This is a genomic window from Roseateles saccharophilus (assembly GCF_031458095.1).
GTDB classification, from domain to species: Bacteria; Pseudomonadota; Gammaproteobacteria; order Burkholderiales; family Burkholderiaceae_C; genus Pelomonas; species Pelomonas saccharophila_A.
In genome coordinates, this window is the sequence record NZ_JAVDXU010000001.1 from 423,501 (window position 1) to 447,847 (window position 24,347).

Sequence of the window (24,347 nt, forward strand, 5' to 3'; positions counted from 1 at the left end):
TCAGGCCGTGATGCTGATCTGCGAGTCCGAGCCGGCCTGCTGCAGCCAGTTCTTGCTGAGCTGGTCGTAGAGCTTCTGCGCCAGCGCGGCGATGTCGCTGTTGGCGCTGCCCTGGCTGCCGTCGGCGCCGGCCGTCTGCGCGAGCTCCTTCAACTGGCCGGCCAGCCTCTCGATCTGCGACACCGTGCCGTCCTGGTTGGCGTCCAGCGGGTCATAGCTGGTCGAGGTCGAGCTGGTTGCACTGCTGCCCGACGACGACGACGCCGGCGGCGGGCCGCCAGGACCATGCGGGCCACCTTCATGCCGCTGCGCCTTGCCGGCCTCAAACTCGGCGCGCGACAGCTGGCCGTCGCCATCGGTGTCGAGTTTGGCAAAGGCGTCGCCGTCCTCGCCGCCCTCGTCGTTGGCCGCGCCACGCGATTGCGCGAACTCCAGCGTCGACGAAGGCGGCGGCATCAGGTCGCGCATGCCCTGGCTCAGCTCCTCGCTGTTCAGGCTGCCGTCGCCGTCGCTGTCCATCTTCTTCAACAGCTCGGCGCTGTCGCCAGCCTGGCCGCTCAGCGGCCCCTTTTCCAGCATGGCCGCCAGTTCGGTGGCATCGACGCCCCCGCTGCCGTCGCTGTCGACCTTGGCGAACATACGGGCTTCATGGTCGGCGCGGCGGCTCTGCTGCTGCCCGACGTCCCAGGACCGGTTGGCACCGCCCAGGCCACTGATCGTGCTCATTGGGGACTCCTTTCAAGGGTTGTGGATCGCCCCGCGGCCCTGTTGCGGCGGGACGATTCATTCTTGAAAGCGCGAGTAAGCCCTTCGTATATGCCGTGTGTCGGGCCAGACACAAAGCGGGTTTCGATGCGCTGAACTGGGCGGTCAGCCCAGCCCAGTTCCAGCGATCAGATGGCCAGGGCCGCGTCTGCGCCAGCCGCCAGCGCGCGCGGCCACAGGGCCAGGCCGCCGCCCAGGCTCCAGGCCTGCTCGTGGCCGAGGCGGCGCAGGGCCTGGGCGGCCTGGGCGCTGCGGTTGCCGCTGCGGCAGAAGAAGACCACGGGCGTCTCGGCCGGCAGGGTCAGCCAGCGCGCCAGCGCATTGGGCAGGCCGGACAGGGCCACGGCCTCGCGGCGCACCGCCACGCCGAGCTCCGGCGCCTGGCCCAGGCGCTGCTCATAGGGCTCGCGCACGTCGACCAGCAGCAGCTGGGGCTGCTCATGCAGCAGCTCATTCAGCTCATGCATGCTCATCTCGCTGGATGCCAACGGGCAGGCGCCGTCCACGCGCGCACCACAGGCCACGGTCTGGTATTCGGTCAGGGCCAGGCCCTGTTCCAGCTCGGCCTTCGCGGCCGCGAAGCCGGCAGCGTCGACGCGGCCCGCCAGCACATCGGCCAGCAGCGGCTGGGCCACGCATTCCACGGCCAGGGTGCTGGCGAAGCGGTCGTCGTAGTCATGGCCGGGCAGCAGCAGGGTGTGAGGGCCGACGGCCTGCTCGAGCCGGCCGAGTGACGCGCCGTAGTCCAGCGGCGCGCTCTGCTCGAAGTCGCTGCGGCCCAAGGCGCCGGGCATGACGGTGTCGCCGACAAAGGCCAGGCGCAGGCCGGCCTCGTCATGCAGCAGATAGGCGGTCGAGTCCTGGGTGTGGCCCGGGATGGCCATGCGGCTCAGCTTCAGCGCGCCGAGCTCGATGGCGTCGGCATCGAGGGGCCAGCCCAGGCCGTCGACGGCGCCACGCCGCTGCTTCGCCGCGGCGAGCAGTTCGGGCGCGGAGGAGGCGTGGTCGCCATGGCTGTGGGTGTCCAGCACGGCGGCAAGTTCATAGCCCTGGCAATTGAGCCACTGGGCCAGTCTCTCGGTCAGCTCGGGCAGGGGGTCGACGACGACGGCGCGGCGGCTGGCGGCGTCGGCCAGCAGATAGCAGCAGGCCCCGTCGACGACGAAGCGCGTCAGGCCATCGGCCGGCAGGGCCTGGCCGGGGGTGCTCGGGTCCAGGCAGCTTTCGCGCAGCGACTCGCCGCAGATGCGGATGCGCGCGCAGGCCTCGTCGATGAAGGCGGCATCGGCCACCGGCCCGAAGGACAGGCGCACCGCCGAGGCCGTCTGCCAGGCCGGCAGGCCCATGGCTTCGAGCACATAGCTGGGCTGGGCCTTGGCCGCGCTGCAGGCCGAGCCGCCGCTGACGCGCAACTCGGCGGCGTCGAAGAGGTCCAGCAACAGCTTGGAGCTGATGCCGGGGACGGCGAAGTTCAGCGTCGTCGGCAGGCAGAGCTCGGGCGGCGCATTGAAGACGAGGCCAGGGAAGGCTTGCTGCAGGGCCGCGGCGAGGCGGTCGCGGAAGGCGACGAGGGTGGCGGGGTCGCGGAAATTCTGGCCTTCGCCCAGGGCCGCCAGCACGGCGCCCAAGGCCGCGATGCCCGACATGTTCTCGGTGCCCGAACGCAGGGCGCCTTCCTGGCCGCCACCGGCCAGCAGCGGCGTGAAGGGCGCGCCTTCGCGCACATAGAGCAGGCCTATGCCCTTGGGCGCGTACAGCTTGTGGCCGGAGAAGGGTGCGTAATCGATGCGGCGCTCAGCCAGGCGCAACGGCAGCTTGCCCAGGGCCTGCACGCCGTCCACCATCCACAGCGCCGTGCTGCCTGAAAGCGCCTGCTCGATGCCATCGAGATCGGTGATGACGCCGGTCTCGTTGTTGGCCGCCATGGTGCAGACCAGGCCGGCGCGCGGCGCATGCTCGCGCAGCCAGGCGAGGTCATGACGGCCATCGCGGCCCACGGGAATGGCCAGCACCTTCAGGTTCAGGCCGAGCAGCGCGTTCCAGTGCTTGATGGCCTCGGGCACGGCCTTGTGTTCGGTGGCGCCGTAGAGCAGCAGCTCGGGCCGCGTGGGCGCGTCGCGCAGGGCGCTGAGGGCCGACAGCACGGCCGTCTGTATGCCCTCCGTCGCACCGCTGAGGAAGAGCAGCTTGCCGGTGCTGGCGCCGAGCACGCGGCGGGCGCGGGCGCGCACGCCGTCCATCAGCGCCCTCGCCTTCAGGCCGGTGCTGTGGATGCTGCTGGGGTTGCCGAAGTCCTCGGCCATCGCCGCCATTGCGGCCTCGCGGGCCTGGAGCAGGACGGGCGTGGTGGCGTTGGCGTCGAGATAGATTTCCATGATGGGGGGCCGCCGCAGCGGCGAAAGGCGCTGGCGGGTATTGTTGCCAGCATCGGGCGGAAATGGGTTGCTCAAGCCGTCTTGACGGCCACACTTGTGAGCATGGATTGCTGCGTATCATCGAATCCATGAAATTGGATTCCATAGACATCCGCATCCTGGACATCCTTCAGCAGAATGCCGAACTCCAAACGGCGGAGATCGCGCAGCAGGTCGGCCTGTCGACAACGCCTTGCTGGCGGCGCATCCAGCGCCTGAAGGAAGCGGGCGTCATCACCCGGCAGGTGGCCCTGTTGGACGCCCAGAAGGTGAATGTCGGGGTCACCGTCTTCGTCTCGGTGCGCACGAGCACGCACAGCCAGGAATGGTTCGAGAGCTTCAAGGCCACGGTGCAGGCCATTCCCGAGGTCGTCGAGTTCTATCGCATGAGCGGTGAGGTGGACTATCTGCTGCGCGTGGTGGTGCCCGACATCGCGGCCTATGACAGGGTCTACAAGCGCCTCATCGCCGGCACGCAGCTCCACGACGTCAGCTCGAGTTTCGCGATGGAAGAGCTCAAGCTGACGACGGCCCTGCCACTGGGCTATGTCGGTTGACACCCCATTTGCTACGGTGTGTTGCAAATTGCGGGCGGCCGCAGTACACCATACAGGCACCGCCGCGTTAAGTTCAGCGCATTCGACCTTGAGCGAGCTCGCCATGAAGACCCTAGTCCGCGCCTCCGTTGTTCTCGCATTGCTGGCCGCCCAGGGCCTGGCGAACGCCGGCCCCCGTTACTACCACCATCACCATCATCACCGCGGCCCCGGTCTCGGCGGCCTCGTCCTTGGCCTGGCCGTGGCCGTACCGCTGATCGCCCTGGCCAACCAGGCCGAGCGCGAGGTGGTCTATGTGCCGCCGCCTCCGCCGCCCCAGCCGGTCTACGTGCCGCAGCCGGTGCAACCCGTCTACGTCCAGCCGGCGCCATCGCGTGCCGTGCCCATCATCTATCCGCGCAACGGCCAGAGCGGCGCGCAGCTGGAAGCCGACAGCCGGGAATGCAACCGCTGGGCGACGACGCAGCAGGCGGCCATGTCCGACGCTGGCGTCTTCCAGCGCGCCGTCGAAGCCTGCATGGACGGCCGCGGGTACACGATGCGCTGAGCTTTTAGCAGTCCCCGCAAGCAACAAGGACCTGGAGGCTCCCGCTTCCAGGTCCTTGTTGCTTCAGGGACACAGTTGCATCTTGTGGAGCCCCATCGAGGCGCTGCACACCCTCAAATGGACGGCGCAATGAAAAAGACCTGGAGGCTTTCGCTTCCAGGTCTTTGCTTTATTTGGGGTGGCTGATGGGACTCGAACCCACGACGACAGGAATCACAATCCTGGACTCTACCAACTGAGCTACAGCCACCGCAGAGCCAAAAAGTATAACCCAAAAATCAGGGCGCGCTGGCCGCGGAGGCGGGCGCTTCGACCTTGATGGCGGCCTTGTACTGCGACTTCAGTGCGGCCAGATAGGCCTGGGCTTCGGCGCGGGCCCAGGCGCCGGCGTATTGCTGGGCGGCGCGCTTGTCGTCGATGACGGCAGCGTCGCGCGGCTGCAGCTGGTTGATGCGTGCCACGACATAGCCGCCATCGTCAGCCGCCACGCCGACCACGGCCGGCAGCTTGCTGGCGTCGGCGCCGAGGACGGCCTCGAGCTGCGCACGCGTCAGGCTCTGCGGCTTCGCGCGCGACACGGTGACGGCAGCCTCCAGGCCGGCGGTATCGGCCGGATTGGCCTTCAGCGCGGCCAGGCGGGCCTCGCCGGCCTTCCTGGCCTGTTCGGTGGCGAGCTTCTTGACGAGCTGGGCACGCACCTTGTCCTTCACGTCGGCCAGCGGCGGCACGCGGGCCGGGTTGTGCTGGACGATATGGGCCGACACGAGCTGGTTGGGGCCGGTCTCGACGGCTTCGGTGTTGCGCTTGTTGCGCAGCGCATCGTTGCCGAAGACGGCTTCCAGCAGCTTGGCCGAGGCCAGCGGGCCGGCGGCACCGGGCAAAGGCTGGCGCTGCACGGTGGCGGTCTGGATCTGCAGCTTGAGCTTGTCGGCGGCGGGTTGCAGGCTGTCCGACTGCTCATAGACGAGGTTGCCGAACTGCTCGGCGGCCTCGGAATAGCGGCGCTGGGCGAGCTGCTTGCGCACTTCGTTCTCGACCTCGGCTCGCACGGCCTCGAAGGGCTTCTTGTCGCCGCCGCGGGTGCCGGTCAGCTGGATGATGTGGTAGCCGAAGTCGGTCTCGACGAGGTTGCTGATCTCGCCCTGCTTCATCGCGTAGACGGCCGCATCGAACTCCTTGACCATGGCACCGCGGCTGAAGAAGTCGAGATCGCCACCGTTGGCGGCCGACCCTTCGTCCTGCGAGTTCTTCTTGGCCAGGGCGGCGAACTCGGCCGGGTTCTTGCGGACCTGGGCCAGGATCTCCTCGGCCTTGGCCTTGGCCTTGGCGCGCTCGGCGGCCGGCGCGCTGCGCTCCACCTTGATGAGGATGTGGCTGGCGCGGCGCTCCTCGGGCACGCCGTAGCGGGCGGCGTTTTCCTTGTAGTAGTTCTGCAGGTCTTCTTCGCTGAACTTGACGTCCTTCTTCAGCGCTTCCAGGTCGAGCACGACGTACTGGATCTGGGCCGACTCGGCCAGCTGGAACTTGGCGGCGTTGGCCGGCTCCTTGTAGAAAGCCTCGACCTCGGCGTCGCTGGGATTGATCTTGGCGGCGAAGTCCTTGATGTCGAAGCGCTGCAGTTGCACTTCACGCTGCTGCAGCAGGGCATCGAAGGCCAGCTTGGCATTGGCGGAGGCCGTCACGGCGGAGGACTCGACGCCCGACGTGACCTGGCGCAGCGAAAGATCCTGGCGCAGCTTCTCGACGAAGATCGCCGAATTCATGCCCTGGGCGGCCAGGATGGCCTTGTTGATCGAGCCGTCGGGGTTGCGCAGGAAGGCGAATTGCGGGTCGCGCTGGAACAGCGTGGCGATGCGCTCGTCGCTGACCGTGAAGTGCTGGTGGTTGGCAGCGGCCTGCAGCGTGCGCTCGGCAACCAGGCTCTCGAGCGCCTGGCGCTTCGCTTCCGGCGTGTCCAGCAGCTTGGGGTCCACGCCCGGGTTCTGGTTGCGGATGCGCTGGGACTGCTCGCGCTGGGCGACATCCCATTCGGCCTGCGTGATCTTGCGGCCATCGACGCTCGCCACACCGGTGTTGGCGCCACCCATCATGCTGGTGTAGCCCTGCATGCCGACCAAGGCGAAGGACGGCAGGATCAGCAGCATCAACAGGAACTGGAACAGGCGGTTGTGCTGGCGGACGAATTCAAACATCTCGAGGAGCCTTGAGGATCAAACGCGACGAAGGCGAACCGAGGTTCGCCTTCGAGGGAGACGCATTCTAAATGCGATACGGCTGACGCCGCCCTGGGGTCGGGTGGTGGGCGCTGACGGGCTCGAACCGCCGACAATCTCCGTGTAAGGGAGGTGCTCTACCAACTGAGCTAAGCGCCCGGGAAAACCGGGACCGGCTGAAGGTTCAGTTCACGGCGTCTTTAAGTGCCTTGCCGGGTTTGAACTTGGGCACCTTGGCCGATTTGATCTTGATGGTGTCGCCGGTGCGGGGGTTGCGGCCGGCGCGCGCAGCGCGCTTGGTGATGCTGAAGGTGCCGAAGCCCACCAGCGAGACGGTGCCGTTCTTCTTCAGCGTCGTCTTGACGCCGCCGATCACGGCTTCGAGCGCGCGGCCTGCAGCAGCCTTGGAGATGTCGGCCTGCTTGGCGATGTGCTCGATCAATTCGGACTTGTTCACTCGTGCCCCCTCATGACGATTCAGCGGACTGTTGAGCCCCGCGCCGTGGCCGGGCGCTGGACTGCGATGCAGATGTCGATCCCGCGCACTGCGCAGCCTGTGAAAGGCCGACTGCAAGCGGCCAAGGCGCGCGCGGGGAAGCGGATTCTAGACGCGCGTCCCGTGGTGGGCGGGGCGGGAAAAGTCCCGATACAACTCGGTGTCCGACGTGCGCCGGGTCGGCGTCCTAGCGAGCCTTGGCGCGGATTTCCGGCAGGGCTTTGCGCAGGTAATAGACCATGGACCAGATGGTCAGCACCACGGCGGCATAGATCAGCCAGGTGCCCCAGAGCCGGGTCGGGATGAGGCCGAAGAGCCGGCCGTCATAGAGCAGAAAGGGGATGGCCACCATCTGCACCATGGTCTTCAGCTTGCCGACCATGTGCACGGCCACGCTGCGCGACGCACCGATCTGGGCCATCCATTCACGCAGGGCCGAGATGGCGATTTCGCGGCCGATGATGACCAGGGCGACGAAGGCGTCGACGCGCCCGAGTTCCAGCAGCACCAGCAGGGCCGAGCAGACCAGGAATTTGTCGGCCACCGGGTCCAGGAAGGCGCCGAAGGACGAGGTCTGGTTGAGCTTGCGCGCCAGATAGCCATCCAGCCAGTCGGTCAATGCGACGACGACGAAGAGGACGGTGGCAAACAGGTTCTGGTGCGCCGGCGCCAGCTCCAGATGGAAGACGCCGACGATCAGCGGGATGGCCACGATGCGGGCCCAGGTCAGCAGAGTCGGCAGCGTCAGGAACATGACGGCATTGTGCCCATGTCGACGCCCTCTTCCGGAGCGCTGCAACGGCGACTGTGGCGGACAACCCTCAGTTCAGGCTGAGCGGCTTGAAGCGCCGGTCTTCTTCAAAGAGGAAGGTTTCGGTGAACTTCCAGGGCTCGGGCATGCGGCGCACGTCGCCAAAGGGAGCGGCGCGATGGATGGCGTCGATGGCCAGCTGCAGGGTCTCGGGCGCAAACCTGGGTTTGCGAACCACGTTGACCCGCCGCACGCTGCCGTCGGACTTGACCTCGACCTCGAGTACCACGACGCTCAGCACATGGGTGGGGGCCTGGGTCATGAAGCTGCCTTCCGGGTTGGCCATGACCAGGCGCTCGGCGGCCTGGCGGCGCAACTCCTCATGGGTGCGCACGGCCTTGGGCGCCGGCAGGCCGGCCGGCTTGGGCGCGGCCACCACCGCAGGCGAAGGCTGGGGTGCCGGCGCCGTGACGGGCGGCGCCGGCCTCGCGGGTCCGGGCGCGGGCTCGGGGGCACGCGGGGTGGCGGCACAGCCGGCCAGCAGCGGGCCGATCAGCCAGCGGGCGGCGCGCTTCATGCGGTCGATGGTAGGCACGGCGTTCTCCTCAAGGTTTGAATTGTTCAACCTCGCCGCCAATGCAAACTGCGACGGATTTCTCGGTACGACTGCGCGTCGTGTACCGCAGTGCAACCTGCCGTAAGTCTCTGCTTTCAGTGCAGCGCGCGGTAGATTTCCTCGGCCAACTCGCGCGAGATGCCTTTGACGCTGCACAGCTCGTCCACGCTGGCCCCGGCCACCCCGCGCACCCCGCCAAAGCGCTGCAACAACTGGGCACGTTTCTTGGGGCCGACGCCCGGCACTTCTTCCAGCCGTGAGCCGCCGGTGCGTGTGGCCGCGCGCTTGGCGCGCATGCCGGTGATGGCAAAGCGGTGGGCCTCGTCGCGGATCTGGGCGATCAGCATCAGCGCGGCGGAATCGCGACCCAGGTAGACCTTCTCGCGGCCGTCGGCAAAGACCAGTTCCTCCAGCCCCACCTTGCGCCCTTCACCCTTCTCGACGCCGGCGATCAGGCCCAGGTCCAGGCCCAGCTCCTCGAAGACCTCGCGCGCCATGCTGACCTGGCCGCGGCCGCCGTCGACCAGCACCAGGTCGGGCAGGCGGCCCGTGCCCAGCTGGGCCGCCTCGGCCATCTTGCTGTAGCGGCGGGTCAGCACCTGGCGCATGGCGGCGTAGTCGTCGCCACCCGTGACACCCTCGATGTTGTAGCGGCGGTATTCGCTGCTCTGCATCTGGTGGTTCTCGAAGACCACGCAACTGGCCATGGTCGCCTCGCCGGCCGTGTGGCTGATGTCGAAGCACTCGACCCGAAACTTGTCGATCTCGGGCGGCGACAGGTCCAGCGCATCCACCAGGGCGCGCGTGCGCGCCTGCTGCGAGCCTTCCTCGGCCAGCAACCGGGCCAGGGCCAGCCCGGCGCCCTTGATGCACATCTCCTGCCAGATGCGCCGCTGGCCGCGCGGCTGGGCCTGCACGGTCACGCGGCTGCCGGCCTGGACGCCCAGGGCCTCGGCCAGCCCGGCGTCGACCGGGTCGCTGACGACGATGAGGCCAGGCACAGGCGAGGCCAGGTAGTGCTGGGCCATGAAGGCCTCGAGCACCTGTCGCTCAGGCGATAGCACCTCCTCGTCTTCCAGCCGGATGGCCGTCGCATCGTCGACATGCTTGGGGAAGAAGGCGCGGTCGCCCAGATGCCGGCCGCCGCGCACCATGGCGAGGTTGACGCAGGCCTTGCCGCCCTGCACCTTGACGGCCAGGACGTCGACGTCGCGGTCGCGCCCGGTGGCGCTGCTCTCCTCGATGACCTGCTGCTGCAGCACCTTGGACAGGGCCTGGATCTGGTTGCGCACCTCGGCGGCCAGTTCGTAGTGCTGGGCTTCGGCATGGGCCATCATCTGCTCCTGCAGCATGGCCATGACCTCGTCGGTCTCACCGCGCAGGAAACGTTCGGCGCTCTGCACATTGCGGGCGTAGTCGCCCGTCTGCCCCGCCGGCACACAAGGGCCTGAGCAGCGTTTGATCTGGTGCAGCAGGCAGGGGCGGCTGCGGTTGTTGAAGACGCTGTCCTCGCAGGTGCGCAGCTTGAACACCTTCTGCATCAGCTGGATGGACTCCTTCACCGCCCAGGCGCTCGGGAAGGGGCCGAAGTAGTGATGCCGCTTGTCCACGGACCCGCGGTAGTAGGCCATGCGCGGCCAGGCGTGCGAGGTGATCTTCAGATAGGGATAGCTCTTGTCGTCCCGGAACAGGATGTTGAAGCGCGGGTTCAACGTCTTGATCAGGTTGTTTTCCAGCAGCAAGGCCTCGGCCTCGGTGCGCACGACCGTCGTTTCCATGCGGGAGATGCGCGCGACCATCATGCCGATGCGCGTGCCACCATGGTTCTTCTGAAAATAGCTGCTGACGCGGCGCTTCAGGTCCTTGGCCTTGCCGACGTAGAGCACTTCGTCACGGGCGTCGAAATAGCGATACACGCCCGGCAAGGCCGGCAGCGCATTGACTTCGGCCTGCAGGCGGTCGCGGGCCTCGCGGGCGGCGGCCTCCATTTCGGCATTGCGCTTCTTCTCGGCGGCCTCGACGGTGGCGCGCTCGTCTTGAGGCCGTTCGGCGGATTCGGTGTTGGACGGGGTCGGGGTCGACATGGCGGGGGATTTTGGCCTGGGACAATCGCACCATGCTTTGGGACCTGTTTTGCCGCGTCATCGACAACCATGGCGACCTGGGGGTCTGCTGGCGCCTGGCGCGCGACCTGGTCGCCCGCGGCGAGCAGGCCAGGCTTTGGGTGGACGACGCCTCGGCGCTGGCATGGATGGCGCCCGAGCGGCCCGACCGGCGCCACGGCGTCGACATCCGGCCTTGGCCCGAGAGCCCCGTGGAGGCCGCCCCCGGCGACGTGGTCATCGAGGCCTTCGGCTGCGAACTGCCGGCATTCTTCATCGCCCGCATGGCCGCTCGCCGGCCCGCGCCGCATTGGATCAACCTCGAATACCTCAGCGCCGAGGACTACGTCGAGCGCAGCCATGGCCTGGCCTCGCCGCAGTTCCACGGCCCCGGCGCGGGCCTGACCAAGCATTTCTTCTACCCCGGCTTCACGCCCCGCACCGGCGGCCTGCTGCGCGAGCCGCGCCTGCTGGACCGCATCGCGAACTTCGACAGCCACGCCTGGCTGGCCACGCGCGGCTGGGCGCCCGAGGAGGGCGAGCGTGTCGTCAGCCTGTTCGCCTATGCCAACGAGCGCTTGCCAGCCCTGCTGGCCGCACTCGCAGAACAACCCACGCTGGTGCTGGCCTGCCCCGGGCCCCTACAGCCCTTGATCACCGCCCGCCCCGGCCTGCGCTCCCTTGCCCTGCCCCATCTGCCCCAGGACGACTACGACCGCCTGCTCTGGGCCTGCGACCTGAATTTCGTGCGCGGCGAGGATTCCTTCGTGCGCGCCCAATGGGCCGGCAAGCCCTTCGTCTGGCATATCTATCCGCAGCACGACGACGCCCACCACGCCAAGCTCGAGGCCTTCATGGATCGCGCCGGACTGCCCCAGGCCTGGCGCGGCGTCTGGCGCGGCTGGAACGGGCTCACCGCCCTGCCCGGCCGGCTGGAGGGCTTGCCGGCAGCCGCCGAACACGCGCCGCAGTGGCGTGCGCAATTGGCGGCGCAGCCCGATCTGCTGACGCAGCTGCAGGGATTCTTAGGGGTTTCCAGCTAGAATGTCGGGCTTTGCCGCGCCAAACCGGGATGAAATCCGCTGGAGTCTGGTGCGCAGCTCCTGATTCAAGCCTGAGAGACCCCCATGAAACTCGCTCAAGAAATCCGCGCCGGCAACGTGATCATGCAGGGCAAGGACCCGATGGTCGTCCTGAAGACCGAATACAGCCGTGGCGGCCGTGGTGCCGCCACCGTGCGCATGAAGATGAAGAACCTGCTGAACGGCGCTGGTTCCGAACTCGTCTTCAAGGCCGACGACAAGATGGAGCAGATCATCCTCGACAAGAAGGAGTGCACCTACACCTACTTCGCCGACCCGATGTATGTCTTCATGGACACCGAGTACAACCAGTACGAAGTCGAGTCCGAGAATATGGGCGACGCCCTGTCCTACCTGGAAGACAGCATGGCCGTGGAAGTGACCTTCTACGACGGCAAGGCCATCTCCGTCGAAATGCCCACCAGCGTGCAGCGCGAGATCGAGACCGAGCCGGCCGTCAAGGGCGACACCTCGGGCAAGGTCATGAAGCCCGCTCGCATCAAGGGCACCGGCTTCGAGATCGCCGTGCCGCTGTTCGTCGAGAACGGCGACAAGATCGAAATCGACACCCGCACCCACGAGTACCGCAAGCGCGTCTAAATCGCGCTCCGGCCTCAAGCAAAAACGCCCGCATCAGCGGGCGTTTTGTTTTATTCGGCGTCGTCCGACAGATCAGGCACTTCCGGCTCGGCGTCGATCTCGCTGTCGAAATCGGCAGGAGCGCCCTTGACCGGTATCCAGGGGCGGTCCAGCGGGCGGTAGACGCGGCGCTGCAGGCGGGCCAGGCGGTCCGAACGCTCGATGGCATTCATCACCTGCTCGGGAGCGATCAGCATCGCGAAGGGATCAGCCAGATTCGGGGCGGTGGACAGCATGGTGGGCCTCGTTGTTTGACGATGACTCCACTGTAGGCAAGCGCGCCGTTCCGAAATAGTCGGCTCAGCGCCCTAGCTGCTGTAAGACTTTTCCCTACACGGCCGCCTGGGCGAGAACTATTTGGCGGTCTCGGGCGGGCGCTGGCGTTCCTGCATGACGCGGCGCAGTTCCTTGGCCAGCAGATCGCGGCCGCCACGCTGGGCGAAATCGGCCGCCGTCAGCTCCTGCTCGTTGGCCGCGCGCGGTTCCGCGCCAGCCTTGAGCAGCAGGGGCACCAGGTCGCTGTTGCCATAGCGGGCCGCCATCATCAGCGGCGTCGTGCCGTTCTCGGAGCGCGCATTGAGTTCGGCACCCTGGGCGATCAGAAAGGCGGCCACGCCGTTGTCGGGGCCGCTGCAGGCGTAGTGCAGCGGCGTCCAGCCCTTGCGGTTGATGGAGGCGCCACGCTTGACCAGGGCCTGGGCGGCCGGTAGCGAGCCACGGATGGCGGCGATCATCAGCGGCGTCTCGCCCTGGGCATTGGGCTCGTCAACCTGCGTCAATGGCGAAGCCAGCAGGCTGTCCAGCGCGCGCAGCGAGTCCTCGCGCAAGGCGATGAAGATGGCCTTGCGGCCGCGCGAATCGGCCTGGTTGGGGTCGACCCCCTTGAGCAGCAGGCTCAGCACGGCCCGGCCATCGTTCATCTCGGCGGCGATGACGAAGTCGTCGATGGGCGCGGCGCGCGAGGCCGTGGCCGCCAGCAGGGCCAGCGCAGCGATCCAGGCCTTCTTCATGCCATCGCGGGCAGACCGAACAGCCGCCGTGTATTCGCCGTGGTTTGCGCGGCGAGTTCCTCCACCGGCAGGTCGACCGCATCGGCCACCGCCTTGGCCACGTGCGCGACATAGGCCGGCGAATTGGTCTTGCCGCGAAAAGGCACCGGGGCCAGATAGGGGCTGTCGGTCTCGATCAGCACGCGGTCCAGCGGCAGCAGCTTCAGCAGGTCACGCAGGTCCTGGGCGTTCTTGAAGCTGACGATGCCAGAAAACGAGATGTAGTAGCCGCGCTCGACCGCCGCCAGGGCCACCTCGGCCGTCTCGGTGAAGCAGTGGAAGACGCCGCCGGCCTGCTCGCCGCCCTCCTCGTCCAGCACGCGCAGGGTGTCGGCGGCGCTGGAACGGGTGTGGATGACCAGGGGCTTGGCCGCCTGTTTGGCGGCGCGGATGTGGGTGCGGAAGCGCTCGCGCTGCCACTCCATGTCCTCGATGCTGCGGCCGTTGAGGCGGTAGTAGTCCAGGCCGGTCTCGCCGATGGCGACGACGCGCGGCAGCGCGGCCAGGCGCACCAGCTCGGCCACGTCGGGCTCGCGCATGTCCTCGGTGTCGGGGTGCACGCCCACCGTGGCCCACAGCTGGGCATGCTCAAGAGCCAGCGCATGCACGGCCTCGAACTCCTCCATCTGCGTACAGATGCAGATGGCCTGCTCGACCCGGGCGGCCTGCATGTCGGCCAGGATGGCGGGAAGGTTGTGCTTCAGCTCCGGGAAGCTGAGATGGCAATGCGAATCAACGAACATGGTCTTGGGCCGAGCGCCGGGCCGCCCCAAGCCGGCCCGTCAGGCGATGTGCTTGCTGGTCGAACCGGCAAGCATCGCCGCCCCCACGGGGGCTGAGGCCGGACACATGGCGCCCAGTGGGCGGCATGTGCCTGCCGAAGGGCTGCGGCCCACGCCGCGGCGCGGTCAGCAAGACCGGCTGGGCTTGCCCGCGTTCAGCGGGAGCGAGACCGGACGAGGGGCTCACAGCGTCTGCGTCGGCTTGCTCGAGGAAATGGCGGTGCCGAGAATCTCCTCGATGCGCACGCGGATCAGCCGCGTCTTCTCGTCGCCCGGGAAACGCACACCCACACCCTGGGTGCGGCCGCCCGAGGCATTGGCCGGCGTCAGCCAGGCCACCTTGCCGGCGACCGGGTAGCGCTGGTTGTCTTCGGGCAGGGCCAGCAGCAGATAGACGTCCTCACCGAGCTTGTAGTCGCGCGTCGTCGGCACGAACAGGCCGCCTTCGCTGAAGGCCGGGATGTAGGCGGCATAGAGGGCCGACTTCTCGCGGAAGACGAGCTGGATGACGCTGGGCCGCGCCCCCGAAGACGCGCCCTGGCCACCCACGGTAGGCAGGGGCAGGCTGCCGCCCATCTGGCTGGGCTGGAATTGCGAAGGCTTGGAGGTGGGCTCGCTCATGAGGGCTGAGTGTAGTCAGCGCGCCGCCGCCGCGATGGCAGTCTGGGCTTGGGCCACCAGGGCCTCGATCCACAGGCTGGCGTTCAGCGGGTGATCGGCATGGCGGGCGGCGCGGCGCAGCTCGGCATCCCAGCCCAGCAGCGGCGCGGCGCGCTTGGGCGAAGGCAGTGACGCCGCGGCGAAGAACTGGCCCGGCCGGCCATGGCTGCGGCGCACCAGGTCGTGGCACAGGCGCTGCAGGGCGTCGATGGCACGCGGCGGCGCCCAGTCCGACAGGGCGGCCACCTCGCCGCGCGCCACGCGCTTGGGCAGGGCCTGCCAGGCCGCGTCGGTCAGGCCGGCCTCATGCCAGGCCAGGGCCTGCTGGGGGCGGCCGCCGGTGGCATCGAGCAGGCCTTCGGCGCCGTCCACACCCTTGGAGGCGAGCCAGGCCAGCGCGGCACTGCGCTCGGGCAAAGGCAGGGGCAGAGGCTGGCAGCGGCTGCGGATGGTGGGCAAGAGGGAGGCGCTGTCATGGCTGGCCAGCGCAAAGCGCAGCAGGCCGGAGGGTTCTTCCAGCGTCTTCAGCAGCGCATTGGCGGCAATGCCGTTCAGCGCCTCGGCTGGGAAGATGACGACGACCTTGGCCTTGCCCCGCGCCGACGTGGCCTGGGCGAAGGCCAGCAGATTGCGCACCGCCTCGACCTTGATCTCCTTGCTGGGCTTGGCCTTGCCGGCCTTGGGCGCGTCCGGCTCTTCAAACGGCAGGCCGAGCGATTCCCGCGCCGAGGCGTCCAGGGCCTCGGGCAGCAGCAGCTGGAAGTCGGGATGGGTGCCGCTGGCAAACAGCTTGCAGCTGGCGCAGCGGCCGCAGGCGGGCTGGGCCTCGCCGCGGTCTTCGCACAGCCAGCTCTGGGCCAGCTTGACGGCGAGCTCCAGCTGGCCGACGCCGGCCGGCCCCTGCACCAGCAGGGCATGGGAGCGCGCCCGCGCCAGCGCGTCGGCCAGCGGCGCCTGCAGCCAGGGGAGATCGGCGCTCAGCATGGATAGCGCTCAGCAAGCACAGCCAGCACCTGGGTGCCGACCTGCTCGACCGTGCCACTGGCATCGATGCGCACGATGCGCTGCGGCGCCTTGGCCGCGCGGTCGGCATAGCCGGCGCGCACGCGTTCGAAGAAGTCCAGGTCCTGCTGCTCGATGCGATCCGCCTCGCGGGCGCTGGCGCGGCGCGCTGCGGCCTGTCCGGCAGGCAGGTCGAACCACAGCGTCAGTTCGGGCTCGGTGCCTTCCTGCACCCAATCGGCCAGCGGGTCCAGCACCGACAGCGGCAGGCCGCGGCCGCCGCCCTGGTAGGCAAAGCTGGCATCGGTGAAACGGTCGCAGAGCAGGGTCTTGCCGGCGGCCAGGGCCGGCTTGATGACGGTCTCGACATGGTCGCGACGGCCGGCAAACATCAGCAGCAGCTCGGTCAGCGAACCCATGGGCTCTTTCAGCACGATGTCGCGCAGGGTCTCGGCCAGCGGCGTGCCGCCGGGCTCGCGGCTGAGCTGCACATCGGCGCCGCGGGCACGGAACCAGTCGGCCACCGCCTGGATATGGGTGGATTTGCCGGCACCGTCGATGCCCTCGAAAGAAATGAACCGACCTGTCACTTGCCGCCGCGCTGGTATTTGTTGACCGCGCGATTGTGCGCGGTGAGGTCTTCGCTGAATTCGCTGCTGCCGTCGCCGCGGGCGACGAAGTACACCGCCTTGATGGCTGCCGGGTTCAGCGCCGCCTGCAGCGAGGCCGCGCCGGGCATGGCGATGGGCGTGGGCGGCAGGCCGCCGCGGGTGTAGGTGTTGTAGGGCGTGTCGGCCAGCAGGTCGCGCTTGCGCAGATTGCCGTCGAAGGCCTCGCCCAGGCCGTAGATGACGGTCGGGTCGGTCTGCAGCGGCATGCCCACGCGCAGGCGGTTGACGAATACGGCGGCGACCTTGGAGCGGTCGGAGGACACGCCGGTCTCCTTCTCGACGATGGAGGCCAGGATCAGGGCCTCGTCGGCCGACTTCAGCGGCAGGTCCGACGCCCGCTTGCTCCAGGCGGCGGCCAGGCGGCCCTTCATGGCTGCATGGGCGCGCTTGAGCACGGTCAGGTCGCTGACGCCGCGGCTGTAGGCATAGGTGTCGGGGAAGAAGCGGCCCTCGGGCGAGACGCCAGGCTCGCCCAGCGCCGCCATGATGTCCGCGTCGCTCATCTGCGCTGTCTTGCCCTTCAACTGCGGCGCGGCAGCGAGTGCCGCCCTCACCTGGCGCCAGTTCCAGCCTTCGATGAGGCGCAGCTGCTCCAGGATCTGGTCGCCACGCACCATCTTGTCCAGCAGCTCGCGCGGTGTCACGCCGGCATGGACCTCATAGCTGCCGGCACGGATCTGCTTGGCCAGGCCCGACCACCTGAACCATTGGTAGAGCAAGCGAGCATCGGTCTGCACCCCCGCCCCCACCCAGGCGCGGGCCACCTCGGCGGGATTGGTGCCAGGCTCGATGGACAGCTCCACCGAAGGCGCGGCCAGGCTCAGCGGGCTGCGCAGCCACTGCCAGACGGCGCCGGCGGCCAGTGCCGCGATCAACAACAACACGAGCAGCGCTCGCAACAACCACTTCATGCCCTGTAAAAAGCCCGGTCAAAAGGGGGCCGATGATAATTCCCGCCATGTCCCAAGCCTCCCAACTCCGCCTCTCGGACTGGGGCGTCATCCGCGCCCAGGGTGCCGACGCCGCCAGCTTCCTGCACAGCCAGCTGACCCAGGACTTCGCCCTGCTCGACAGCGACCACGCCCGCCTGGCCGGCTTCTGCACGGCCAAGGGCCGGCTGCTGGCGACCATGGTGGGTTGGAAGCACGGTGAGGAGGAGATCCTGCTGGCCCTGCCCGCCGAAACCCTGGCGGCGACGCTCAAGCGCCTGTCCATGTTCGTGCTGCGCGCGAAATGCAAGCTCAGCGACGCGAGCGGCGAATTCGCCATCTATGGTCTGCTCGGCACGCCAGCCGCCCAGGCCTGGTCGCTGGCGCGTGACGGGGACGCGGTGCAGATCGCGCTGCCCGGTGCGGGTCGCGCCCTGCGCGTCCAGCCGGTCGATGCGCCCGCGCCGGCCGGCGCGGCCATCACGGCCGACGACTGGGCCTGGGCCGAAGCCGAAGCCGGCATGGCCTGGGTACGCGGCGCCACCGTCGAAGCCTTTGTGCCGCAGATGATCAATTTCGAGGTGCTGGGCGGCGTGAACTTCAAGAAGGGCTGCTATCCCGGCCAGGAGATCGTCGCCCGCAGCCAGTACCGCGGCACGCTGAAGCGCCGGCTGCAGGTCTTCGAGACCGACGCCGCCGCGACCGTCGGCCAGGAGATCTTCCACAGCGCCGACCCCGAGCAGCCGGCCGGTGTCGTCGCCGGCAGCGGCACGCGCGCAGGCCGCACGGCGATCGCGGCGGAGATCAAACTCGCGGCCCTCGAAGACGGCAGCCTGCATCTGGGCAGCGCCACGGGTGCCCAGCTGCGGCCGCGCTCCCTGCCCTATGAGATCCCGCCCCAGGAATGAGCGCGCAGCTCTACGTCTACTACCGGGTGGCGTCAGCACACGTCGACGACGCCCTCATCGCCTTCCGCAAGGCGCGCGTCGAGGCGCCCATCGAGCTGCTGCAACGACCCGAACCGAACGCCGAAGGGCAATGGACGTGGATGGAGATCTATCCCGAGGGCTGGACGCATCGCGAGCCACAGGTGGCCGCGGCGATGGCGCCCTGGCTGGCCAGCGAGCGCAAGATCGAGCGCTTCGAGATGCTGGGCTGACTCAGTAGTCGCCGCGAATCCACCGCTCCCAGAACGTGTCACCGTATCGGACGGCCAGATACGCGACGACGCCCGGAACGACGATGAACAACAGCGCCGTGGGAATCACCCCCAGTCCGCCGAGCCTGAACCAGAGCACCGTTGCAGCAACGATACCGGCCAGACCGCCACACACGGCCCGGACCTTGACCACAATGGGTTCGGGTTCTGGGTCAGGCAGGAACAGCTTCTCCTCTGGTGGCTTGGGCTCCTTCATAGCGCCCTGACCATCTCCACATGCGCAATGCCCACCTCCTCAAAAGGCTGGCCGCGCCGCTGGAAGCCGGCGCGCAGATAGAAATTCTCGGCCGACAGCTGGGCATGCAGCAGCACCTCGCGGTAGCCCTGGCTCCTCGCCTCGGCCATCAGCGCGTCCAGCACCTGGCGGCCGATCTGGGTGCCGCGCATGGAGCGCAGCACGGCCATGCGGCCGATCTTGGCGACGCCGGGCACGTGTTCCAGCATGCGGCCGGTGGCCAGCGGCACGCCGAAGCGGTTGCGCGCCAATGCATGCAAGCAGCTGGCGTCGGCCGCATCCCATTCCATGTCGGCCGGGATGCCCTGCTCCTCGATGAAGACCTCGCGCCGGATGGTGCCTGCCGCTTCCCCATGCTCTTTCCAGCCGCCAACGCTGACATCGACGACGCTCTGGCCGGCTTCGAAGCCATGGATGACGTCGCGCAGCGCGTCGGGCAGGCGCTGCGGCGTCTGCGCAACCGGGTCGGCGAACACATAGATCATGTCGGCCTGGACCAGCAGTTGGTCGCCGCGGAAGAAGGCGCCGTCGACCTTCATCGAGCTGTTGCCGAACTCGCGGCAGCGCACGCCGATGTCCAGGCGGTCGTCGTAGCGGGCCGAGGCGAGATAGTCCAGGGCGGCGCGGCGCACGAAGAGGTCGCCACCGAGCAGCTTCATCGTGTCGGCATAGGGCAGAGCCAGGGCCCGCCAGTAGCCGCTGATGGCCGTGTCCATATAGGTCAGGTAATGGCCGTTGAAGACGATGCCCTGGGCATCGATCTCGGCCCAGCGCACGCGCAGCGGCTCGAGGAAGCGGAAGTCCTGGCGTTTCATGGTTGCAGATGTCCCCTGATCGCGGCCGCGCAGAAGTCCAGGGCCGTCAAGGCCTCGGGCAGGCTGCGGCCCATCTTGATGAAATCGTGGGTGACGCCGCGCGCCAGCTCGAGCTGCACCGGCACGCCGGCCGCGCGCAGCAGGTCGGCATAGGCCAGGCCTTCGTCCACCAGCGGGTCGGCCTCGGCCAGCAGCACGGCGGCGGGGGCAAGGTCGGCATGGTCGTCGGCCTCCAGCGGCGCGAAGCGCCAGTCGGCACGCTGATCGGCGTCGATGTAGTGGCTGAAGAACCACTCGATGGTGGTGGCGTCGAGCAGATAGCCTTCGGCGAAGCGGCGGTGCGAGTCATGGCTCATGCGGGCCGCGGTGCCGGGGGTGATGAGGAGCTGCAAGGCCAGCGGCAGGCCACGCTCGCGGGCGAAGAAGGCCGTGCTGGCCGCCAGCGTGCCACCCGCGCTGTCGCCACCGACGGCAAGACGCGTGCCGTCCAGGCCGAGGGCCGCCGCGTGGTCGTGCAACCAGCCCAGGCCCGCCCAGGCGTCGTCGACGGCGGCCGGAAAGCGGTGCTCGGGCGCGAGGCGGTAGTCCAGGGCCAGCACGGCGGCGCCGCTGCGTGCGCTGAGCTGGCGGCACAGGCTGTCATGGGTCTCGAGGTCGCCGATGGTGAAGCCGCCGCCGTGCAGATAGAGCAGCACCGGCAGCTTGTCGGCGCTGGGTGCATAGAGCCGCGCCGGGCGGCCGGCAGCTTCGAGGTCCTCGACGCGGGCCAGCGGCGCGCGCGGCAGGTCCAGGATCTCGGCGCCCATGCGGTAGGCGATGCGGGCCTCGCGCGGCGTCAGCGAATGAAACGGCGGCCGCTTGGCGCGCTGGATGCGCGTCAGCAGTTCGGCCATGCGGGGTGTGAGCGCGGGGTTCGTGTCGGTCATCGAGCCCGCATTGTCTGCGGCGGCACCCAGGGATCGCGCAGCGGCGCCTGGAAGGCTTTCTCGTCCGTCGGCGCGACGCTGCCCGGCAGCTGCAGCGTGCCGGCGCGGTCGATGGCGACGACGGGGCGCGCTTCCTGAGCACGCCTTTCGGGGCCGAGGTCGGCCGCGGCGCGCAGGGCCAGGGTGCTGGCGTAGAAGGCCTTCAGGTCGGCGAACTGGGCCGCGCGGGTGGCGTCGTCCAGATAGCTCATGTGACCGCCCGCGTAGTTGCGGATCTTCACGCGGCTGGCATCGACGCGGGCCAGGTCGGTCTCGGTCAGGTGGAAGGGCGTGGCGAGGTCGTGATAGCCATTGACGGCCAGCACGCGCAGACGCGCGTTCTGGGCCAGGGCCGCCGACAGGTCGGGCAAGGTGTCGGGCAGGGCCCGGCCGCCATGGCTGAAATCCCAGAAGTTGATGGCGTTGCTCAGCAGCACATAGGTGGAGTTGTTGCGATAGCCGAGCTGGTCGCGCAGATGGGTGGCGATGCCGGTGGCGAAGCTGCTGCCGATCCAGGTGCTGGACACATCGCCTTCGGAAGCGAGGTCGCTGCCGATGGCCGCCTTCATGCGGCCGTCGTAGCGGCCCAGCTGCTGGCCGGAGATCAGCCAGATGCGGAAGTTGTCGGCCGAGACATTCAGGCTGTTCTGCCATCGCGTCGCGGGCAGGCCGGTCAGGTCGGCCAGCGGCTGCCAGATCGTCGGCGTGGGCGTCTGGGCGAACCAGGCCTGCAGCGCCGGGGCATAGACCTGGTCGGCATAGTTGCGCGCCTGCGCCGCCCAGGCGTTGAGGTCGGTGGGTATCGGCTGGGTCAGGCGATGGAAGGCGCCCACCGCGGCGAAGCTGGGCAGATAGCCGCCGCAACCCTGGCCGTTGGTGATGCCGCAGTTGCTGTTGTAGTCCATGGCCGGGGACTGCAGCACCAGGCCGTCGAGCATGACGCCGGCCTCCTGCAGCCGGCGCGCCAGCACGGCCGTGCGCGGGCCGCCGTAGCTTTCGCCATAGAGGTATTTGGGCGAGGCGGCGCGGTTGTTGACGGCCAGATAGCGCTGGATGAAGTCGCGGAACAGGGCCGCATCGGCGTCCACGCCCCAGAAATTGCGGTTGGTGAAAGGGGCGATGGCCTGGGAGTAGCCGCAGCCGACGGCGTTGATGAAGACCAGATCGCTCTGGCCGAGCAGATGCTCGGCGTTGTCGACCATGGGGAAGGGCCGCGCGGCCGTGGTGTCGGGTGCATTGGCAACCAGGCGCTTGGGGCCGAAGCTGCCCAGCTGCAGCCAGACCGAGGCCGAGCCCGGGCCGCCGTTGTAGAAGAAGGTGACCGGCCGGGTCGCCGCGTTGGCGCCGGGCAGGGTGTAGGCGACGTAGAAGACCGAGGCCTCGGCGGCGCCGGTCGCATCGCGGGCGATCAGGTGGCCGGCGGTGGCCGTGTAGCTGATGGTCTGGCCGTTGGCCGTCAGCGTCTGGTTGCTGACGGCCGCGGCCTCGACGGCGCCCGACAGCGACGCATCGGCCGCCGAGGAATAGACCGTCGTGTCGGTCAGGCCGGGCTGGTTGTCGACCGGCGCAGGCGCGGGTGAAGAGCCCCCTCCTCCACCGCCACCACAGGCGGCCAGAACCAGGGACAGCAACAGGAGGGAGGCAGTCGCACGCATGACGGCAAGTCTAGACACGCGGCACTACCATGAGGAAAGACATTGTGGAGAACGCGCCATGGCCCAGATCCTCTACCTGACCCGTATCGAGCTCGAATTCGGCGCCAGCCGCCTGCTGCCGGCCGAATGCGAGCGCATCGGCATCCGCCGCCCCCTGGTCGTGACCGATGCCGGGGTGCGCGCCGCCGGCGTACTGGACGAGGCCCTGGCCGCCTTTGACCTGAAACCGCCCGTCTTCGACCGCACCCCCGCCAACCCCACCGAGGCGGCCGTGCGCCTGGCCGTGCAAGTGGCCAAGGAGTTCGATTGCGACGGCCTCATCGCCATTGGTGGCGGCTCCAGCATGGACCTGGCCAAGGGCGTGGCCATCGCCGCCACCCACGAGGGGCCGCTGAAGAACTACGCCACCATCGAGGGTGGCGCCGTCAACATCAGCGCCAGGGTGCTGCCGCTGATTGCCGTGCCCACCACGGCCGGCACCGGCAGCGAGGTGGCGCGCGGCGCCATCCTCATCGTCGACGATGGCCGCAAGCTGGGCTTCCACAACTGGGAGCTGCTGCCCAAGGCCGCCATCTGCGACCCGGCCCTGACGCTGAAGCTGCCGCCCGCCCTGACGGCCGCGACCGGCATGGACGCGATTGCGCATTGCATCGAGACCTTCCTGGCACCGGCCTTCAACCCGCCGGCCGACGGCATCGCGCTGGAGGGGCTGCGGCGCGGCTGGCAGAGCATCGAGGCCGCCACGCACGACGGCGGCGACCGCGATGCGCGCCTGGACATGATGTGCGCCAGCGTGCACGGCGCCCTGGCCTTCCAGAAGGGACTGGGTGCGGTGCACTCGCTGAGCCATTCCCTGGGCGGCATCAACCCGCGCCTGCACCATGGCACGCTGAATGCCGTCTTCCTGCCGGCCGTCATCCGCTTCAATGCCGAGGCCGACAGCGTCAGGCGGGACGACCGCATCGGGCGCCTGGCCCAGGCCATGAAGCTGCCCGGCCGCGACGCCGACGCGGTGGCCGATGCGATCACGGCGCTGAACGCCCGCCTCGGCCTGCCCGCCGGCCTGGCCGCCATGGGCGTGGGACCGGAGCTGGACGACCGCATCATCGAGCACGCCCTGCTCGACCACTGCCACAAGACCAACCCGCGCATCGCCAGCCCCGAGGACTATCGCGGCCTGCTGGCCGCCTCGCGCTGAGCCCTCAGCTGCCGCCGCCGCAACTGCTGCCGCAGCTGCAGCCGCCACCGCCGTCTGAGGACGAAGACGACGAGCAGTCGCCACTGCCGCTGCCACTGTCAAACCCGCCCCAGCCGAAGAAGCTGCCATCCCCCCCGGTGCTGCCGCTGGCCGCGGCCGCCGCACGGCGACGCATCGTCTCGGCCTCGCCGGCGCTGAGCAGGCCCAGGGCCGCCAGGCCGGTGCCCGCCAGGGCGGCGTGCTGCATGCCCATGCCACGGGTCTCGCCAAAGCCGTCGATCTGCCGGTGCACGAGGCGGCCGCGCTCGAAGGTGTAAGCCCAGCCGGTGGGCGGGCGCAGCTGGGCATCCAGGGCGAAGACCAGAGGCAGCCGAGGCGCCAGCGCGCTGCGACCCTCGCTGCGGCAGGCGGCTGCCCAGGTGCGGGCCAGGCATTCATCGACGGGCGCGCCGAGATCGGCCGATTCACGGTGCTCGATGACGCGGCCGAAGAAGCGCTGCTGCCAGGCAGCCAGACCGCCGGGGTCGACCTTGAGCCAGGCGTGCCAGACCGAGTCCGCCGCCCGCGACGGCAGGGCGCAGGGACCGGCATCGCGCTGCAGCCGGCTGGCCTCGAAGAACTGGGCCAGGCCCGTGGCGCAGTACGGCCAGCTCGCGGCCTGCACCGCAAAACCGGGCAGGGTCTTGGCCACTTCGGCCTGCCAGGCCGCCCTCACCTGCGGCGCAATCTGCTGAGCCGCGAGGGCGGCCGGCGGGCATTGGCGCTGCAGGCGACGCCAGGCGTTGGCGATCTGCCGTTGCGGCGTGGAGTGCCAGGGCAGGCTGCGGCTGACGCGTTGCCACCATCCGGGCTTGGGGAGCTGGTTCATCTGAATCTCCTCTTCTTCTTGTCGTTATGCGGGCAGTCTGGCCGTTTTGCGTGACGAATTCATGACGCTGCACCTCGTTGGGAACGCTAGCATGCCCGATGGCCCCATGCAGAGGGC

26 protein-coding genes and 2 tRNA genes are annotated in these 24,347 nt (G+C 68.8%); 7 read left to right on the top strand and 21 right to left on the bottom strand.

Going from position 1 to position 24,347, the window contains the following annotated elements:
- Nucleotides 1-726 carry a XopAW family type III secretion system calcium-binding effector gene (gene xopAW, locus J2X20_RS01755; protein ID WP_310259983.1) on the bottom strand — a complete coding sequence of 242 codons (726 nt, stop codon included), beginning with the start codon at nt 724-726 and terminating at the stop codon, nt 1-3.
- A gap of 167 nt (nt 727-893) precedes the next feature.
- Nucleotides 894-3,140 carry an aminotransferase class V-fold PLP-dependent enzyme gene (locus J2X20_RS01760; protein WP_310259985.1) on the bottom strand — a complete coding sequence of 749 codons (2,247 nt, stop codon included), beginning with the start codon at nt 3,138-3,140 and terminating at the stop codon, nt 894-896.
- Between the two features lie 128 nt (nt 3,141-3,268).
- On the opposite strand from J2X20_RS01760, the gene J2X20_RS01765 reads away from it, so the two are divergent.
- Nucleotides 3,269-3,736 carry an Lrp/AsnC family transcriptional regulator gene (locus tag J2X20_RS01765; protein ID WP_409034122.1) on the top strand — a complete coding sequence of 156 codons (468 nt, stop codon included), beginning with the start codon at nt 3,269-3,271 and terminating at the stop codon, nt 3,734-3,736.
- A gap of 103 nt (nt 3,737-3,839) precedes the next feature.
- Entirely contained in the window at nt 3,840-4,283 is a 444-nt protein-coding gene (locus J2X20_RS01770) for a hypothetical protein (protein ID WP_310259989.1), read from the top strand.
- A 174-nt stretch (nt 4,284-4,457) separates the two neighbouring features.
- On the opposite strand, the gene J2X20_RS01775 is transcribed toward J2X20_RS01770, so the two are convergent.
- From J2X20_RS01775 to uvrC, 7 genes are all read right to left on the bottom strand, one after another.
- Nucleotides 4,458-4,533 (bottom strand) — tRNA-His (locus J2X20_RS01775).
- A 28-nt stretch (nt 4,534-4,561) separates the two neighbouring features.
- Nucleotides 4,562-6,475, bottom strand: coding sequence for a SurA N-terminal domain-containing protein (locus J2X20_RS01780; protein WP_310259992.1), 1,914 nt, complete (start codon nt 6,473-6,475; stop codon nt 4,562-4,564).
- A 104-nt stretch (nt 6,476-6,579) separates the two neighbouring features.
- A tRNA-Val gene (locus J2X20_RS01785) sits at nt 6,580-6,655 on the bottom strand.
- 25 nt (nt 6,656-6,680) lie between these two features.
- Entirely contained in the window at nt 6,681-6,953 is a 273-nt protein-coding gene (locus J2X20_RS01790; protein WP_056201680.1) for an HU family DNA-binding protein, read from the bottom strand.
- 226 nt (nt 6,954-7,179) lie between these two features.
- Nucleotides 7,180-7,746: a CDP-diacylglycerol--glycerol-3-phosphate 3-phosphatidyltransferase gene (gene pgsA, locus J2X20_RS01795; protein ID WP_310260005.1), complete on the bottom strand. Its 567-nt coding sequence runs from the start codon at nt 7,744-7,746 to the stop codon at nt 7,180-7,182.
- A 67-nt stretch (nt 7,747-7,813) separates the two neighbouring features.
- A complete protein-coding gene (locus J2X20_RS01800; protein WP_310260008.1) occupies nt 7,814-8,338 on the bottom strand; it encodes a hypothetical protein in 525 nt (174 codons plus the stop codon).
- A gap of 116 nt (nt 8,339-8,454) precedes the next feature.
- Nucleotides 8,455-10,443, bottom strand: coding sequence for an excinuclease ABC subunit UvrC (uvrC, locus tag J2X20_RS01805; protein ID WP_409034123.1), 1,989 nt, complete (start codon nt 10,441-10,443; stop codon nt 8,455-8,457).
- Between the two features lie 32 nt (nt 10,444-10,475).
- Here uvrC and earP point away from each other — a divergent pair, with 32 nt between their 5' ends.
- A complete protein-coding gene (earP, locus tag J2X20_RS01810; RefSeq protein ID WP_310260011.1) occupies nt 10,476-11,504 on the top strand; it encodes an elongation factor P maturation arginine rhamnosyltransferase EarP in 1,029 nt (342 codons plus the stop codon).
- An 84-nt stretch (nt 11,505-11,588) separates the two neighbouring features.
- Entirely contained in the window at nt 11,589-12,143 is a 555-nt protein-coding gene (gene efp / locus J2X20_RS01815; RefSeq protein WP_310260014.1) for an elongation factor P, read from the top strand.
- Nucleotides 12,144-12,193: 50 nt separating this feature from the next.
- On the opposite strand, the gene J2X20_RS01820 is transcribed toward efp, so the two are convergent.
- The 7 genes from J2X20_RS01820 to mltG form a co-directional block, all read right to left on the bottom strand.
- Nucleotides 12,194-12,418, bottom strand: coding sequence for a hypothetical protein (locus tag J2X20_RS01820; protein ID WP_310260017.1), 225 nt, complete (start codon nt 12,416-12,418; stop codon nt 12,194-12,196).
- Nucleotides 12,419-12,535: 117 nt separating this feature from the next.
- Entirely contained in the window at nt 12,536-13,192 is a 657-nt protein-coding gene (locus J2X20_RS01825) for an ankyrin repeat domain-containing protein (RefSeq protein ID WP_310260021.1), read from the bottom strand.
- Entirely contained in the window at nt 13,189-13,974 is a 786-nt protein-coding gene (locus J2X20_RS01830) for a TatD family hydrolase (protein ID WP_310260024.1), read from the bottom strand. Before J2X20_RS01830 ends, J2X20_RS01825 begins: the two co-directional genes overlap by 4 nt.
- A gap of 222 nt (nt 13,975-14,196) precedes the next feature.
- Nucleotides 14,197-14,589, bottom strand: a complete 393-nt coding sequence (locus J2X20_RS01835; protein WP_310265065.1) for a PilZ domain-containing protein — start codon at nt 14,587-14,589, stop codon at nt 14,197-14,199.
- 60 nt (nt 14,590-14,649) lie between these two features.
- Entirely contained in the window at nt 14,650-15,657 is a 1,008-nt protein-coding gene (locus tag J2X20_RS01840) for a DNA polymerase III subunit delta' (RefSeq protein ID WP_310260027.1), read from the bottom strand.
- Nucleotides 15,651-16,265, bottom strand: coding sequence for a dTMP kinase (tmk, locus tag J2X20_RS01845; protein ID WP_310260031.1), 615 nt, complete (start codon nt 16,263-16,265; stop codon nt 15,651-15,653). The genes J2X20_RS01840 and tmk overlap by 7 nt, the downstream gene beginning before the upstream one ends.
- On the bottom strand, nt 16,262-17,257 hold the full coding sequence (mltG, locus tag J2X20_RS01850; protein ID WP_310260034.1) for an endolytic transglycosylase MltG: 996 nt from the start codon (nt 17,255-17,257) through the stop codon (nt 16,262-16,264). The genes tmk and mltG overlap by 4 nt, the downstream gene beginning before the upstream one ends.
- 47 nt (nt 17,258-17,304) lie before the next feature.
- Here mltG and ygfZ point away from each other — a divergent pair, with 47 nt between their 5' ends.
- Nucleotides 17,305-18,183: a CAF17-like 4Fe-4S cluster assembly/insertion protein YgfZ gene (gene ygfZ / locus J2X20_RS01855; protein WP_310260039.1), complete on the top strand. Its 879-nt coding sequence runs from the start codon at nt 17,305-17,307 to the stop codon at nt 18,181-18,183.
- Nucleotides 18,180-18,434: a DUF4936 family protein gene (locus J2X20_RS01860; protein WP_310260042.1), complete on the top strand. Its 255-nt coding sequence runs from the start codon at nt 18,180-18,182 to the stop codon at nt 18,432-18,434. The genes ygfZ and J2X20_RS01860 overlap by 4 nt, the downstream gene beginning before the upstream one ends.
- Nucleotide 18,435: 1 nt before the next feature.
- On the opposite strand, the gene J2X20_RS01865 is transcribed toward J2X20_RS01860, so the two are convergent.
- The 4 genes from J2X20_RS01865 to J2X20_RS01880 are packed head-to-tail and all read right to left on the bottom strand — an operon-like array spanning nt 18,436 to nt 22,164.
- Complete coding sequence (locus tag J2X20_RS01865) at nt 18,436-18,690, bottom strand: hypothetical protein (RefSeq protein WP_310260046.1); 255 nt, start codon at nt 18,688-18,690, stop codon at nt 18,436-18,438.
- Nucleotides 18,687-19,544: a YbgC/FadM family acyl-CoA thioesterase gene (locus J2X20_RS01870; RefSeq protein WP_310260049.1), complete on the bottom strand. Its 858-nt coding sequence runs from the start codon at nt 19,542-19,544 to the stop codon at nt 18,687-18,689. Before J2X20_RS01870 ends, J2X20_RS01865 begins: the two co-directional genes overlap by 4 nt.
- The gene (locus J2X20_RS01875; RefSeq protein ID WP_310260052.1) at nt 19,541-20,470 is read right to left on the bottom strand and encodes an alpha/beta hydrolase; all 930 of its coding nucleotides are present in this window, start codon (nt 20,468-20,470) and stop codon (nt 19,541-19,543) included. The genes J2X20_RS01870 and J2X20_RS01875 overlap by 4 nt, the downstream gene beginning before the upstream one ends.
- Nucleotides 20,467-22,164 (bottom strand): S10 family peptidase, encoded by a 1,698-nt coding sequence (locus J2X20_RS01880; RefSeq protein ID WP_310260055.1) that lies wholly within the window; start codon nt 22,162-22,164, stop codon nt 20,467-20,469. The genes J2X20_RS01875 and J2X20_RS01880 overlap by 4 nt, the downstream gene beginning before the upstream one ends.
- A gap of 58 nt (nt 22,165-22,222) precedes the next feature.
- On the opposite strand from J2X20_RS01880, the gene J2X20_RS01885 reads away from it, so the two are divergent.
- Nucleotides 22,223-23,362: an iron-containing alcohol dehydrogenase gene (locus J2X20_RS01885; RefSeq protein ID WP_310260058.1), complete on the top strand. Its 1,140-nt coding sequence runs from the start codon at nt 22,223-22,225 to the stop codon at nt 23,360-23,362.
- A 4-nt stretch (nt 23,363-23,366) separates the two neighbouring features.
- Here J2X20_RS01885 and J2X20_RS01890 read toward each other — a convergent pair whose 3' ends face one another.
- A complete protein-coding gene (locus J2X20_RS01890) occupies nt 23,367-24,230 on the bottom strand; it encodes a hypothetical protein (protein ID WP_310260061.1) in 864 nt (287 codons plus the stop codon).
- Nucleotides 24,231-24,347 lie beyond the last annotated feature (117 nt).